This window comes from Paenibacillus sp. B-A-8, from assembly GCF_048572915.1.
Lineage (GTDB): Bacteria > Bacillota > Bacilli > Paenibacillales > Paenibacillaceae > Paenibacillus_AQ.
This window is the reverse complement of the sequence record NZ_CP183882.1, coordinates 1,616,220-1,632,394: the sequence shown is the minus strand read 5'-3', so window position 1 is coordinate 1,632,394 and position 16,175 is coordinate 1,616,220. Positions and strand designations below refer to the sequence as shown.

Annotated in this window: 12 protein-coding genes and 1 pseudogene; 3 read left to right on the top strand and 10 right to left on the bottom strand. The window is 37.4% G+C overall.

Features of this window, described 5'->3' with window-relative positions; genetic code table 11:
• Positions 1-13 precede the first annotated feature (13 nt).
• The 4 genes from pgmB to ACN6MV_RS07335 form a co-directional block, all read right to left on the bottom strand.
• Positions 14-2,995 (bottom strand): beta-phosphoglucomutase, encoded by a 2,982-nt coding sequence (gene pgmB, locus ACN6MV_RS07350; RefSeq protein ID WP_419886043.1) that lies wholly within the window; start codon positions 2,993-2,995, stop codon positions 14-16.
• Between the two features lie 75 nt (positions 2,996-3,070).
• A complete protein-coding gene (locus ACN6MV_RS07345) occupies positions 3,071-3,874 on the bottom strand; it encodes a carbohydrate ABC transporter permease (RefSeq protein WP_419886042.1) in 804 nt (267 codons plus the stop codon).
• Between the two features lie 13 nt (positions 3,875-3,887).
• Positions 3,888-4,757: a carbohydrate ABC transporter permease gene (locus ACN6MV_RS07340; protein WP_419886041.1), complete on the bottom strand. Its 870-nt coding sequence runs from the start codon at positions 4,755-4,757 to the stop codon at positions 3,888-3,890.
• A 106-nt stretch (positions 4,758-4,863) separates the two neighbouring features.
• Positions 4,864-6,186, bottom strand: coding sequence for an ABC transporter substrate-binding protein (locus tag ACN6MV_RS07335; protein ID WP_419886040.1), 1,323 nt, complete (start codon positions 6,184-6,186; stop codon positions 4,864-4,866).
• 192 nt (positions 6,187-6,378) lie between these two features.
• Between ACN6MV_RS07335 and ACN6MV_RS07330 the strand changes: the two genes are divergently transcribed.
• The 3 genes and pseudogenes from ACN6MV_RS07330 to ACN6MV_RS07320 all read left to right on the top strand — a co-directional run.
• Positions 6,379-8,169 carry a sensor histidine kinase gene (locus ACN6MV_RS07330; RefSeq protein ID WP_419886039.1) on the top strand — a complete coding sequence of 597 codons (1,791 nt, stop codon included), beginning with the start codon at positions 6,379-6,381 and terminating at the stop codon, positions 8,167-8,169.
• A 15-nt stretch (positions 8,170-8,184) separates the two neighbouring features.
• Positions 8,185-9,783, top strand: a complete 1,599-nt coding sequence (locus ACN6MV_RS07325; RefSeq protein ID WP_419886038.1) for a response regulator transcription factor — start codon at positions 8,185-8,187, stop codon at positions 9,781-9,783.
• A 229-nt stretch (positions 9,784-10,012) separates the two neighbouring features.
• Positions 10,013-10,230: pseudogene (locus tag ACN6MV_RS07320) on the top strand (transposase); the annotation flags it as partial.
• A gap of 169 nt (positions 10,231-10,399) precedes the next feature.
• Here the strand turns inward: ACN6MV_RS07320 and ACN6MV_RS07315 are convergent.
• The 6 genes from ACN6MV_RS07315 to ACN6MV_RS07290 all read right to left on the bottom strand — a co-directional run bounded on the left by ACN6MV_RS07315 (position 10,400) and on the right by ACN6MV_RS07290 (position 15,631).
• On the bottom strand, positions 10,400-10,681 hold the full coding sequence (locus ACN6MV_RS07315; RefSeq protein WP_419886037.1) for a hypothetical protein: 282 nt from the start codon (positions 10,679-10,681) through the stop codon (positions 10,400-10,402).
• A 343-nt stretch (positions 10,682-11,024) separates the two neighbouring features.
• The gene (locus tag ACN6MV_RS07310; RefSeq protein ID WP_419886036.1) at positions 11,025-11,312 is read right to left on the bottom strand and encodes a hypothetical protein; all 288 of its coding nucleotides are present in this window, start codon (positions 11,310-11,312) and stop codon (positions 11,025-11,027) included.
• A 450-nt stretch (positions 11,313-11,762) separates the two neighbouring features.
• Positions 11,763-12,464, bottom strand: a complete 702-nt coding sequence (sigK, locus tag ACN6MV_RS07305) for an RNA polymerase sporulation sigma factor SigK (protein ID WP_042125228.1) — start codon at positions 12,462-12,464, stop codon at positions 11,763-11,765.
• Positions 12,465-12,672: 208 nt separating this feature from the next.
• A complete protein-coding gene (locus ACN6MV_RS07300; RefSeq protein ID WP_419886035.1) occupies positions 12,673-14,343 on the bottom strand; it encodes a recombinase family protein in 1,671 nt (556 codons plus the stop codon).
• 317 nt (positions 14,344-14,660) lie between these two features.
• Positions 14,661-14,786 (bottom strand): hypothetical protein, encoded by a 126-nt coding sequence (locus ACN6MV_RS07295; protein ID WP_419886034.1) that lies wholly within the window; start codon positions 14,784-14,786, stop codon positions 14,661-14,663.
• Positions 14,787-14,857: 71 nt separating this feature from the next.
• Positions 14,858-15,631 (bottom strand): hypothetical protein, encoded by a 774-nt coding sequence (locus ACN6MV_RS07290; protein WP_419886033.1) that lies wholly within the window; start codon positions 15,629-15,631, stop codon positions 14,858-14,860.
• Positions 15,632-16,175 lie beyond the last annotated feature (544 nt).

Sequence of the window (16,175 nt, the reverse complement as noted above, 5' to 3'; positions counted from 1 at the left end):
TAACCCTCCATTATTAAATAAAACAAATTGGATTTTTGGGATCAAATCTCGGTTCTACAAAGCTATCAATCACATCATCTGCTTCTTTTAAAACACTCAGATCTCCAATCCCTACTACGTACATGCCCGCAGACTTTGCCGCTTCAACACCAGCAAATGCATCCTCAAAAACAATGCACGCTGTTGGATCTACTTGTAATTCTTCTGCTGCAAGCAAAAATACTTCAGGATCAGGTTTGGCATGGATCGCTTTGTTACCATCAACAACAGCATCAAACAAATCTAGAATATTGAGATTGTTCAGAATCATTAGCGTATTCTTGCTAGCAGATCCGATCGCTATTTTCATCCCGCTATTCTTTAATCGGAGAATAAAATCCTTGACACCTAGTAATATCTCAGATTCTTCTAATTTAGAAATGTAATCCACGTACCAATCATTCTTTTGCTCAGCCATACGAAGCTTTTCTACCTCATCAAACTGAAGCTGTCCCACTTCAAGTAATATTTCCAGAGAGCTCATGCGGCTAACACCCTTTAATCTTTCATTATCCTTCTCTGTGAACTCGAAGCCTAACTGATCAGCCAGCCTCTTCCAAGCTAGGTAGTGGTATTTTGCAGTATCTACAATTACACCATCTAAGTCAAAAATAGCTGCTTGAATTTTTGGTTTCATTTGTAATAGCATGGTTCCATTCTCGTGAATGATCTCAATGTCTTTTCCTGCCAAAAGCTCATAGGTTGTGCCAGTCTCTGCAATGGTTAACTTAATCAATCTTCCTTTATAGCTTACTTTAAAGGAATACTCGTCCCATTCTTCAGGTAGGTAAGGCGAGAAACATAATTTATCATTATGTTCCTGCATTCCTGCAAAACCATTTACAATACACATCCAAGTTCCGGCCATGTTCGCGGTATGGATACCCGCATGCGTATTCCGATGGTAATCATCTAAGTCCAATCTCGAAGTCGTCATGAAATATTCATAGCTCTTATCGTAGTAACCAATTCGACTTGCTACGATGCTAAAAATACACGCGGATAGTGATGATTCATGCACTGTCACCTTTTCATAAAAATCAAAATTTCTTTGTAGCTCATCTTTTGTAAACATATGACTCAGCAAACATAACCCCAATATCAAGTCCGCTTGTTTGGAAACCTGATGACGATACACAACAAGTGGATGATGATGGTCTAAGAGTGGATATTTCTTGATCGGTGTATTGGCAATATCCCATGGCTTCTTATACAAGAATCCATCATCCTGTGGGAAAATCTCTAAGTCCTCACTGTACGGAATGTACATTTGGTCTGCCGCTCGTTTCCACTGATTCTTCTCATCGTCTTCAAGCCCAATTTTGGCGGATAGCTCAGCAAATTCAACAGGATAATTCTTTTCCATCCACTTTACGACATTATAGGCGTTCCACAGATTTTCTCTTGCTAACAAATTCGTAAAGCAATTGTTATCAGCCAGTACGGTAAATTCATCGGGTCCCGTTACGCCGTTGATGCAAAATTTATTGTCCTTTGTTTCGATATAAGCGCCGAACTCATACCAGAATCGTGCGGTTTCAATCAACATTTCAGCACCCATTTGCAGAGTGAATTCATGATCATCAGTAGCATCCATATAATTTTGAACCGCAAACGCAATATCTGCATTGATGTGGACTTGAGCTGTTCCTGCAGGATAGTAGGCCGAGGCTTCTTGTCCGTTAATTGTTCTCCATGGATAACATGCACCTTTATCAATAGATAGCTCACGGGCTCTCTGACGAGCCTGATTCAAAGTGTTATAACGGAATTCAAGCAATCGCTTCGCAATTTGAGGATTGTTGAATGTAAAGAATGGAAGTCCGTACATTTCTGTATCCCAAAATACGTGACCCTCATATCCTTCTCCTGAAAGTCCTTTAGCGGCCATGCTCGTCTTTCCATCTCTTCCCGCAGATTGTAGCAAGTGATACATGTTGAACCGAATTCCTTGCTGAAGCGCGATATTACCTTTAATTTCAACATCCGTCCGATACCAAAATTGTTCTAAATACGCTGCCTGTTCCTCTTTTAGATTGGTGAATCCTTTCAGTTTAGCTTCAGAGAGTATTGTAATAGCCTTCGCGAACATGTCATTCACTTCATATTCACTTGAAGTCAGGTAAACCAAATTTTTTGTGAACCGGATAGTCTCCCTTTTTTTTGCATTCACAGTATAACTTTTTCCGATTACATCTTTTTCGTCGATTGAAGCGCTAGCTATCACCATGTTCTGATCTTCAAAATGATGATCTGTTGCACATAGAAGAGACAGCTGAGTTTGCTTCGTCACTTGCATCAATGCACACACATCATCCTGAAATTGTCTATTCTTCTCAATCAGAACTCGCCCATAAGGGCCATAATCGATACGTGAATTCGTCTTTGCAGTTGAGTTTTCAACTTTTCCATCAATAAGGGCTTCAATCTTTATTTCACCTGCGAAGTTTAATGGTGTTAATTCATATTGAAAGGTAGCCAAGTGTTTATTCGTAAAGGAAACGAGCCTAGTAATAACAATTTGCAGCTTCTTTCCTTTAGGCGATTGCCAGATTAAACTTCTTGTGACAGTTCCCTTCTGCAAGTCTAATACTCGCTGATATTGTTCCATCGATCCCTCGAGCATATTGAATTGCTCTCCATCAATATAAATTCGTACAATCTTACCATTCGTCACATTTAGCATCGTCTGTGTTTTTTCCGGATAAGCGTACGCTAATTCACCGTATCGAATCGTTTCGCTTTCATAGAACCCATTGATAAAAGTCCCCTCAAGTCCTTGATCTGCCGGAAAAGGATATCCTTCTTCGAATGTTCCACGCAACCCCATGTATCCATTAGCTAATGAGAACACAGTTTCATTCCGGTAATTATGTTCCAACTCAAACGAGTCCTCTATAATTTTCCACTCGTGATACGGATAAATCGCTATATAATCTTTCAAATCTTTAATCATATTTTTGTCCTCCACATGTGATGTTGAATGACTCCGAGAATCTATTCCGTGACTTCATGAATATTTTCCAGAGCATTACCCCTTAACTGCTCCTGCTGTCATTCCCTTAATAAATGATCTTTGCAAGAATAAAAATACGAGAACCGTTGGTAACATGCCGATAACCGATGCAGCTGCCATCATACTCCAGTCAGCTCCATACGTTGTGAAGAAACTAGAAATGGCTAAGGGGATTGTCTGCATGGATCTGTCCTGTAAGAAGAATACTGACTGAGTATAGTTGTTCCACGCTGGAACTGCAGTCAAGATAATAACAGTCGCTGTCACAGGTCGTAACAAAGGGAATGTAACTCTCCAGAATGCCGTAAATAAAGAACAGCCATCTATGATTGCGGCTTCCTCAATTTCCTTGGAAAGACCACGAATGAAATTACTATATACAAAAATGGATAAAGGTAACGCAGTTGTTGCCAACAATAAGCTCATGGCCCAAATCGTATTAATCCCATGAATTTGTCTCATCAACGTGTATAAAGGAACGATATTAATGATAGCGGGTACCAACATACTAAAGATAAAAGCAAAAAACACAATCTTGTGAAGAGTCGTTGGTACTCTAACGATTGCAAAAGATGCTGAAGATGAGAATAAAACGGATACAAAAATTGCACAAAATGTGATCGCAATTGAATTAAATAATGCTTGCGACATGTTCGATAGCTCCCATGCCTTTGAGAAATTACTCCAATGAAACTCTCTTATAAGTACACCTTCTCCACCGCTAGGAGAACCTGATAGAGCCGTCATAAACAACACATAAAATGGAATAATCGCAAAAATCACTAAGATAATCATCACAAAATATCTAAAAAACCGCACGGCTTCACACCCCCTAGTTGTTGTCGTATTTGAAGAATTTGAAAGCAAGTGCAACTGGAATTAAGATAATGATAAATAAGACCATTGCTACTGCTGTAGAATAACCGGTTAATCCTGCAAATGCATTACGATAAATATAGAGACTTAACGGCTCCGTATAATATCCAGGCCCACCATTGGTTAATGCTACGATAATTTCAAATACGGACAATGAATTAATAATATTAGTAATAATATTAATTTGGATGGCTGGCATGAGTTGTGGAATTGTGATATAACGGATGGTCTGAATTGAAGATGCCCCATCAATCTTAGCAGCCTCGTACATCTCTGTAGGAATCGATTGTAAACCTGCTAGGAAGATGATCATCGGATATCCAATAAACTGCCACAGATTCACAATAATAATTGCCCACATCGCTTTATGTGGATCTACGAGCCAATTCGCATACAGATTCTCTAAATTTAATGCTTGAAGCACATTGAAAAGAAAACCACTATCAGGACGTAATATCATTAACCAAACGTAGCCCATAATGAGCGGACTTATAATCGCAGGTAGATATATAATCGTTCTTGCGAGATTTTTACCTTTTATTTCTTTGTCTAGTAATAATGCTAATAAAAAGCCAAATATATTGAGTAGGATCGGACTTAGTAGGCCAAACATCAATGTATTCTTAATATCTCCGATGGCACGTCTATCTTGAAAAAAATCAATAAAATTTTGAAATCCCACATAATTTTTAGTGTCTGATAGTCCATCCCAATCAGTAAAACTCAAACCTAAACCATAACTTAATGGATAAATAAAAAATAGAATAAACAACAGTATTGCGGGAACAGCCATAAACTTATGCAGATTCTTTTGAATACTAGACATGGTTCCCCTCCAGATCTCTATATTTATATTTTTTAAAACTAATTGTATAAACTACGGTGACTTGAGTAATTTACATTCTCAAGCCACTCGTACTTCTACTTATGAATTATTTATTCATCGCTTTCCAAGCGTTATCCCATCTCGTTTTAAACTCTTTCGTGAACTGTTCTGGTGTAAATGTACCTACAAGCAATTCTTGATAGAGTTGTCCTTGTTCATTATTGTCAAAACCGATTGGACGAATATCCCAATCTACACTTGCTGCTTTGGATAATGCGTCAGTCACTTGGTCCTTAATCGGTGCCCAGTCCGCTTCTACATCTGTAAAGGCGCTAGGAGCTTTACGAGTTTCACTGAATGATTTTTGGTTCTCAGCTTCAAATAGAAAATCTAAAAACTTCTTAGCTTCTTCAATATGTTTCGATCCTGCTGGAATGGAGTATGCTTGGTCATCCGCATTCAAGACGGTTGGTTTCGTCCCATTAACGATGGAAGGATATGGACTAAATCCGAGATCATTCACAATTTCTGGATTCTTGTTTAAAATATCCGCTAGTGCCCACATACCTTGGCTGATCATAGCTGCTTTACCATTTGCAAAAGCGTCAATTTGTTGATCATACGTATCGGATAGAATGTTCTTATTGATCAACTCTTCTTTTTTCAACTCAAGCAAATGACTCGCTAAGATTTCAAGTGGTCCTCCCGCTTCGTCAAATTTAAGAATGTCTACATTGTTATCTAAGCTCGCCTTTTTAAATTCCAAATTACCAACTTTTTGTTTCTGCACACCTTCAGCCATCAGGTTCCCAAGATGGGCAATGGTCCAAGCGTCTTTACCGCTCATGTACATAGGAACAACTTTAGAATCCTGTTCCTTGATGCTTCTAAGATTCTTCATGAAATCATCCCAGGTTAAGGCTTCTTGAAGATTGAATTTATTAAACATGGACTTGTTGTAGAAAATACCGCCATTAATAAAGTTTGTTACGACTTTAAATTGTTTGCCTGTCTTTAGATCTGAACTTGCTTCCTTAGCTTCAGGTGACAGCCTCGACCACCATTGTTCGTGATCGGATAAGTCTAAGAACAAGCCCTTATCGATAAATTCTTGTGGTTGACGATTCGTTATATCAGGAACGTCACCTGAAGCAAATTTTACTTTCAAGAGATTTTCTGGTTCCTTAGAGTTCTCTTGTACAACGGTAATTCCAGGATTTTGCTTGTTGAATTCATCTATGACCGTATTAAACCATTCCACCATTTCTGGATTCCCTTGAAGGAAGGAAAGCTTGACTTGACCCCCTGATTTATCACCTTCACTTGTAGCCGTACCTTCAGATGATTTCTCTCCACAAGCCGCTAAAGAACTAAGCAACAATCCTGACACAAACACACTAGCTAACACTTTTCTACGTTTTAGCAACATACAACTTGCCACCCTCTCTTGATATAAATGTTTGTCTCCAACCATGTTATCAGCCCGAGTACATCTTTAAAATTCCTAGTTCTTTCGTTTTATTCCGAATTCTTTTGATTTGCTAAATATCGAGCGATGATCAGTTGACACCCCTTGGCAACTTCATTAAACTCACATATTAGAAGGGGGAAGTGCGTCATCATGAGGATCTGGAAGATCAAAGGGTTAACTTTCAAGACGAAACTAATTTTCTTATGCAGTACACTAATCCTTATTTCTGTAGTTTCTGCATCTATATTTTCATATATTCAATATAAAGAAGATGTTAAAGATATGATTTTTCACAACACAATTGAAACGAGCGAGCAGCTATCTATTAATGCGAATCGTTACACGGAGGAAATGATTCGCACCTCCATGCTCCCTTACTACAACTCAGAATTATTAGCGATGATTCAGAGACATCAGCTGAGTGCACAAGAGCAGCTCTTACAAGCTCGATACATTAACAACTTTTTAGAAGATATTCTGATAGCTCCGCAGGCCGACATTCTAAGAGTATATTTAATTACGGATCGAGTCTATTTGGGCACAAGAAAATATGAATCGCTAGATTCAGCCATCGATTTCACACAATTAAGCTGGTACAAACAAGCAATCACCCTTAAAAAACCTTTTTTTATTAGCCATAATAAGGAAAGCTTAATTAAATCGGACAATACAAGGGTATTCTCCATCATTCGCCCGATATTTGGTGGGTCCACCGGCACTGAAATGATTGGTTTAATTAAAGTTGACGCCATGTTTGACGGTATAATTGATATTCTGAACAAAGTTAACAATGGAAAACAAGGAGGAGTTATGTTATCAGATGAAAGCGGAAACATCTTATACTCTAGCTTAGATGCTGATATAAATAATGCGAATGTATTTGCTATTGATCCCTCAAAGGGACTAACGGGAGAAATCGAGGTAGATCATAATAAATATTTGGTTTCCAATTATCCAGTGCAGACGTCCAATTGGAACATTCATTCCATCCATTCATTGGATGAATTGAACCAACATGCCATAGCCATGCGGAATACAACCATCTATTTTGCTTTCGGCTGCGCTATACTGATGTTAATTATTGTGTTTATTTCGATACAAAATTTCCTGAACCCATTATTCAAAATCGTCTCCCTCATGAAGCAGGTGAAGCAAGGGAATTTAGAAGTGCGTTTCCCCGAACAACGAAGCGATGAGATCGGTTACTTAGGCAATTCGTTCAATAGAATGGTATGCCAAATCAGCCAAATCATCTCAGACAATACACATTTAGTGAAACAAATCTATGAAATGAAACTACTAGAGCAAGAAGCGAAGCTCAGTGCACTAATGAGACAAATTCGCCCTCATTTTATATATAATACCTTAAATATGATCAGTATCATGATTCAATCAGATCAGTCAAATGAAGCCGTGGAAAGTATTCAGAAGTTAAGCAGCATGATCCGAAAAATCACAAAAATGGATAAAAACATTCCACTATCCCATGAAATTTCATTGATCAATGAATATCTGTTCATCCAGCAATCAAGATATAGTGAGAAGTTAACCTATGAAATCCATATTCATTCAGAGCTCTATACCTACAATATTCCATCATTACTCCTACAGCCTTTGGTTGAGAATTCGATCATTCATGGATGTGAGGGACAAAGTGAAAATACAAACATTACGATTTACAGCAAGATTACACCTGATGCTGTTCAATTATTCGTAGTTGATAATGGACCTGGCATACCTGAGCATACACTTGCCCAGCTCACTAAGCTCCTAGATGAAGAAGATTCTGAACTTGACAACCGGCATATGCAAGGAATCGGGCTCTTAAACGTTCATTTGCGGATTCTCAAACAATTCGGACAGCCCTTCGGCTTAGAAATCATTAGTCAACCTAATCTAGGTACTACCATTCAAATTAATTTACCCCATGAAAAATCATAAAGGACGGTGTATTCTATGTATAACGTGTTAGTCGTTGACGACGAGGTCTACACGCGAAATTTTCTTAAAACACAAATTCCATTACTTGATAAACGCTTTGTAGTAACAGGCGAAGCTGGAAATGGGTTGGAAGCCCTGTCCTTTCTTCAAGAACATAAAGTAGATCTTGTTATTACAGATATTAAAATGCCACGTATGGATGGACTTGAATTAAGTAATAAAATTTATGAAATCAATAAGAAACAGCATATTGTTATTCTGTCTGGATTTGAGGAATTTGATTTTGCCCGTAAAGCTTTATCCTTCGGGGTAAAGGACTATTTGCTAAAACCCATCATAAAGAGTCAGGTAAAAGAAGTTCTCGAGCGTATTGCAGATCTGAGAGATTTAGAAATTCAGGAAGGCTACCAATATCAAGATTTAGTATCCCTGAATTCAGAAACAACGGATACTGTCATTCGGAAATTTTTTCAATCTATTATTATGGATGCTGGTGTAGAAATTAAATCCTTATATCCGATTCTGCATCGTTTAAAAATCAACTTATTTGATGGCATTGGGAACATTGCGGTACTTTCATTAAATCAGGAAGACTCTCTTGTCAAATCCGTTCAATATCAAGATATTGAACTCTATAAATATATATTGTTTGATATTTGCAAGGAACAACTGGAATCCACTTCAAATGCATGGGCGTTTGTGGATATATACCAGAATACATGTATTTTCTTTACCTCAGATGATCAGATTGCCTTGAACCATCAAATGAAGCTATTTGTTACAGAAATAGAATCTAAAATGCAACATACGATTGGGGTAACCATATCGCATGCGCATGGAAGCATGGTACTTGATTTGCTATCTCTCAAATCCAGCTATGCAGAAGCCCTGAAAATGCTGCTAAAAGCTTCATTTTCCAGCTCAGCTATTCACGATAACAAAATATGGTTTGAGGGCTTCTCTCAATTTATTCTTCAAATAAAAAGTATAGGCCAGACGAAGGATCGTCATAAAATAATTGAGCAGTTAACACAATGGTATCGTACCCACGGAAATATGGAGAAGTCTAATGTGGTCCGCTTCATGCTCTACTGTCTTGAATCATTAACTGAAGACGTGACAGAAAATAAGATTGTCGACGCGTATCAATTCTTAGCCGAACAGCTTAAGACATTGGATGAATCTGTTGAGTTTGATAAGCTCATTCAACTCCAAGCGAACATGATTTTATCCATTTATGATAACGGATCTGATTCAGAAATATTGTCACTTCCGATATCGAAAGATGCGATCTTAGCTCAAAATATTAAAGAATATATTTCAGCAAATTACGCTGAGCCACTTAGTTTACCCATGCTGGCAGATAAGTTTCAATTAAATCCAACATATATCAGCCACTTATTTCACAAGCATATTGGAGAACCATATGTCAAATTCCTCAATAGAACAAGAATAGAGCAAGCATCCAAGTTACTTGCCAATCCAAGTTATAAAGTATATAACGTAGCTGATGAAGTCGGATACATTAGCGTGAAGCATTTTAATTATGTTTTCAAACAATATTTTGATATGACACCAACTGAATTTCAAGCATCATTAAAAAGACTTGTGTAATATCTTCTGACAAAACTTCAATTAGTTTTCATGCACACAAAAACCAAGCTAAAGGTTGCACCCACCTGTCAAGTAGATAGATGAAAAAACTAAGCAGCCAGCGCGTATCGATATTCAATCGGTACGCGCTCTTTATTTTGGCTTGAACGCCAAAGCCAAGTATCCTCAGATCTTGTTCGATTGCGATTTCCGGTATCTAAATGAAAAAATCTTATATGTCACCAGTTGAGGAGCGGACGGACACTACCGATAAGGTATTCCTCATGTCTTACTCGCGGCTCCCTTAGAGAACATTAATACGTTCACCGGCCTAGCGCGTAGACTGGAGTTTGACCTTCGTTTCCGCTACCAATGTGGACTACGGCAGAACATCTCCGCCCTTCGATTTCTACATTAAGCCAGTTTTTTGCCGAGTTAACTCGCAAAAGCCTTGCCAATTGCATTTTTGGAGTATTTAGAAAATTACGATTCATTAGTATTTGAACGTCATTGTTTTGCTTGCTTCTACGCTAGCTGTATCGAGAAGACGAGTTACAAACGCCGCATAATTTTTTCAAACTTCCGAAAATTCTGTACGTCTATCTATTTTCATCTTGTTCTAACAGCGTATTGATTGTCAGCTGCTGAATCCCTGTTCTTCCATTATCCCATCGGTCCAGCGGTCACCTTTGGCATATACTTCATTAATCCGCTTGCCGTCAGCATCCAGTAGCACATTATCTACCGCCCAGGTATCAATAACAAGTATACATTCGTTGATTCCTGCGCTTTTCGCTTTATGAATACCGCTAACAATTTCATTAAACAAATAATCAATGTTCCAGAAAGCAGGAACCTTCTTGCTCGGTGCACAAGCTGATGTATATTTACTAATGTTGAAAACAAAGAATTTCGTCACTATTTTTATTCAACAAAGCATAGGAAGGATTATTATGCTTGCAGCTGAAATTCGTAGAAAAACAGTCGATCTCATGCATGAGTTTATATATTTATAGTGATAGTAATATTTATAGTGATTAGAGAAATTATTCAAGAGGGAGGAATATATAATTGTCAAAACAATTTGGAATGACAGACTGAAACTTTAAAAATCAAGAATAAGTACTCATAAACAACATAATTACAAAGAAGAGATGCTATTCGTAGAATTATGAATAGCATCTCTTCTATTCTTAATATAAATCAGAATTGATAAACAGCAAGAACATGTAGGCATTTCTCTAAATATGTTTCCCATCTTTTCATTTATCTTTTTTAATTTGATTTTTCCTACTTTTTAAATCTCCTATGAAGATTTGATTAGGGTCAGAAGGGTCATATTTTCGGTTAACAGCTTTATTAATTAAATCAATTTCCTTGGCAAAATCGTTAGAATTGAGTTGAAATCCCAACGTTCTCTTTAAAGGTCTATAGTATTTGATCAATATCTGTTTAGCTTTAGTTTCCTCATACCCGAGAAGATTAAGTTCACGAATGACTTCTTTAATATAGGGTCTATCCATCATATGTCTGCTTTTCGAATTGTCCATGCTAATTAACTCCATTTCTTTTCCTTAATCTACTCATTGGTCTTTAATTTAGGCTTAATGTATATCTTCACTTAAAGTATTCTTCTGAACACCACTTTATCATTAGTTCTCTACTTTTCTCATGAATTTTTATTAACTGGTTTAAAACAAAAATTCGTTGAACTATATCTTCAGCTATAAAAAACTGTCTCTTAAAATAATTAAGTTGCTTCTGATATGGACCTTGGTACTTTTCATTATTTTCATATACATGTAACAATTGAATATGTAGATCATATATTTCTTTATATGACATAATAGTACCCCTCAGCAGTTAAAAGTTAATTTTCTGAATTTGCTTTTTTTATGCTCAATTAGCCCAACTATTTGAATTAACAAAAAAGCAACCCCCTTGTTGGCAAGTCGCTTTTAACAAAATCTATTCTGAATCTTTAGTTATTATCTAAGATCCTAGCGCTTCGCCTTATAGAACTCATGATACAGCTTCATGAGCGCTCGCTTCTCAATCCGCGACACATAGCTGCGACTGATACCAAGCTCCTTGGCAATCTCCCGCTGCGTTCGTTCCTCACCACCCGTATCTAATCCAAAGCGGCCCACTACAACTTCTTTTTCCCGGTCATCCAGAATATCAAGGTTACGATAAATTTTGCTTTTCTCAATCTTAAGATCGACCTCTTTAATAACATCATCAGCCTCGGAGCCAAGGATATCGATGAGTGTAATTTCGTTCCCCTCTTTATCAGTCCCTATCGGATCATGTAATGAGACATCCTTGCGGGTCTTTTTCAATGATCTAAGATGCATCAGGATTTCGTTTTCAATACAACGTGCTGCAAATGTGGCCAGCTTTGTGCCTTTGTTTGGACGGTAACTCTCAATAGCTTTAATCAAGCCAATAGTTCCGATGGAGATCAGATCCTCCATGTCTTCCCCAGTATTATCGAATTTTTTCACTATATGAGCTACTAATCTCAAATTGTGCTCGATAAGCAAATTCCGGGCTTTAGCATCCCCTTCAGCCATCATGCCTAAGTATTTGCTTTCCTCCTGCTCCGAGAGCGGCTGTGGAAATGCGTTGTTCCTTACGTAAGATACCAGCAACGTCAGTTCTTTAATTAGCAACGCGATCGTACTTAAGAATCCAGGCAACTTGGCGACACCTCCCGCACTTGTACAATGAAACCGATCTGTTTGCCTTACGGGTTCATGGTCATCTTATTGTATGTGGGTAGATGCCCAGAAGTGCATGTACATAAGAAAGCAGCATCATAAAAAAATAGTCTTCTCAATAAAGATCACTTAACTATGCTACTTATCATACAGAAAGGTTAAACTTACGTTTGTTAAACGAGTAGCATCAACCATTAGTATTGTCCTTACGTCGAGATGGTAAGAAAAGTTTCTTATTCAACGTCAGTGGAATATCTTTCTCACTTCCTCCACTTTGACCTCCTGTAAGCTCACTTAGGCTTCCGACTACACTAATGTTAAATCCTCCATCTTCTGCTTTGAGAACAATTTCATCGATGAGTGTTTCAATGATAAACCGTTTATCCTCAAATACCAGTTCTGCTCCTTTACTACTTATAAAATCGTTTATCTGCTCGACTATCTTCAGATTCTCCTCATGAGAGTAATGTTGTTCTCTGTGCGTTTTGACCTGCTCCTCATAAAACACCAATTGTGACTGCAATTCATTTATCTCACGAATTAATTTATAGGAATCAGTTGCTAGCTCATCTTCCGTAATTACATCCCGTCGGAACATGATTTTCAACTTATCCATTTCTTTTCTCTTTTCAACGATCTGGCTTTGGATCATACCAGCAGTAAAAAGTAATTCATCAATGACTTCTTCTACTTGCCCCTCTAATCTCTGCATATAGTCTTCTGGATTAGACAATGCCTCCATGACCATATCCCAAATAAACTCTTCTAGCACCTCTGCTCGAATACTGCGTGAAGGGCAAGGTTGGGATATTCCATACACTCTAGGAAAAAGATTAAGGCATCGGTAGCAAGTGTATTTAACTCTTTTACCTGTCTTCTTATCCTTTCGCCCCGTGTATGTAGTCCCTCCCCATTTACGACCACAATGACCACAACGAATAAGTGATCTCAACAAGTAATTAAAATATACATTCCCCGAACGAGTAAAATTCTTTATACGCCGTTGGCGCGCTTGTTCATATAACTCCTTGGTTATAATCGGTTCAATTTCAACCATAATCCAGTCGTTTTTTTCTCGTATTGTGTATGTTTTTTTTGGATTCCCAAATTTACTCTTTTGTCCCTTGAGTTTCTTCACTTTTCTACGATTGTAATAATACTTGCCGATATATATTTCCGAACTAAGCATCCGACTTATTGAACTTCCTCCCCAGTTTCCACTGACGGAACGTTTTGGGCGGACACCCATTTTGAAAAGCCTGTTCCCAATTTGTCGGATTGTCATATTTTCATTCAGATACCAGTGATATACCTGTCTTACATGCTCTGCCTCCATCTGATTCACAATAAGTTGCCCCTCAACCCAATCATATCCGAAGGGGGCAACGCGCATAGGCATGATCTTTTTGTCCTTTTCTACGGCCTTCAGCCTTCCTCGAACAGTCCTCTTCTTAATTAGAGAAAGCTCATATTGAGCAATAACACTCATCAAATTAAAGAAAAGTTGTCCTTCAGGAGTACTTTGATACTCCGTATCAACAAAGATCAGATGAACATCACGTGACTCAAACTCCCGGCACAAGAACAACTTATCAGTCAGATCACGTGAGAGACGATCCGGATGGGTAATTATGATTTGTCTAACCTGTCCTGCACTAATTAATTCACGTAGCTCATTCATTGCTGGTCGTTCAATATCTTCACCACTAGCCCCCTCTTCCCTAAAGATCATTACAGAATGTTCAAGAACGCTAAGCTCCTTTGCTTTTTGCATGCAGAGCTCTACCTGGCTCTCTAAGCTATGGCCTTCAACCACCTGCATACCAGTCGATACACGAACGTAAATCGCAGTGTACAAAGAATCCCTCCTATCTAATAACATGCTTTTCTCTTTAAAACTTCCCTATAGTTTGAATTGGACTGACTATTCACAGTTTTTTTGCAGTATGAAAAGCTTTGATTTTCACGAGAGCCATTTATCAAATTCACATAATAAGAACACATGTTCTTATTTATCTATTGTATCCAATTGAATTAAAAATAAACCGACTGCAATTAGTCGGTTATTTGATAATTCTCTTTAATATATAATCGATGACTTTTCCTTTTGCTTTCGCTGCATCAGTTACTTTCAACGCATTCTTAATTGTTTCTAATTTGTTTACGCCTGGAGTATTATTGTTCATTTTTTTTCGTACATTTCGCAACTTCCATCGTTTTAATCCGTTCTTCTTCATCTTTCATCCATTGCTTAATAATCTCTAATGCCTTATCTCTGTTTTTCTGATCTACTCTAGACAAAATAAAAACCTCCTGATAATCAAGTTATCAGAAGGTTTTACGCTAATAGCTACTGCCTTTCATTTGTATTTTCAAAAGTCCAATTTTCTAAATTCTATGGGGACACTAAATAATGTTTGACGGTTTGCTATACATATAATCGCTGCATTCCTTTGGCTTGGGATGGCAGTAAGTACCTCTCCAAGAATACAATCAAACTTGCTATATAATGCAGCTATCAACTCATTATATCCCCTTATATCTCCTAATTGATTAAAGATCTCCACGAGGAAATTCTTATTCCTACATTCAACTCTGAGGAATAACGAGTTATCAGGATTAACTCCCTTAAGAATGAAATTTCGTATCCATACCTCCGTATCTTTCACATTATTCAAGATTTCTAAAAAAGAAATCAACCTCTTCTTTTCAAGACCTAAATGATGAAAGTGATATGTTACCCATTCATTATCCGTTATTCTTTCTTCCATTAACCATTCAGGAGGGACACGAAAAAGTATCGCTAATTGAGCTATGAGTTTCTGCGAAATTTTTGTATTGAAAGAACCCGATCCCATGAACTTTTGAATTGGTGTATGACTAGCATAACCAATAATTTTTGCAACTTCTCTATATGTCATACCGGTGGATTTGAGTAGAAATTCACGTCGTATCTTTAAAGACAACCTCGCTAAAAACCTATGATAATCATCTGCCGATAATCTTAACAACGGATTACAAACAAACTGCCCCTTATTAAGGAAGTTTTCTTGGTAATACTTATCGGTCATTTTTCCTCTGCCAACATTTTTTCCGGCCTCTAACATCCTATTTAAATAAGAAGACTCTTCGGTTAAACTACTCATTCCCATGCTATCACCAAGTAAAGTGTATAAGCTGATAAGGTGATGGTGCTCATTTGTATTCTCAAAAATACAAATGAGCAGTTCGAGTATTTAACGTAAATAATACATAATCAATTACAAAGTGCATGCATTATCAATACTCATAGCCTCGAATCCGATCTGTAAAATGTTTAAAAAAGGGGATCACGCGGTTTAAAGCATACAAAATTATTAGTACCCTATAAATCTGTAAATATCTGTTCTCCATGCCCCCACCTCCATCCCTAGGTTTTTCTACAGATTTGATTATGATTTGATCAATTTTCGAATTCGAGAGAGTGATAATTAATGAAATACACTTTAATTACCTATGATATTCAATCCATTCTTTCTCTGTTTAAAATCTCTCAATAGATTCCATCACTATCTTATAATACTTATTAATCCCAAGATCTTCTCCCGTTTCAATCAGAAGTAAGATAGAATACACATTTTTATTTGCAATATTTCTAGCTAAGAAGCTTGGGTTATGTACGCTTGAAATATCTATTCACCACACTTCCTT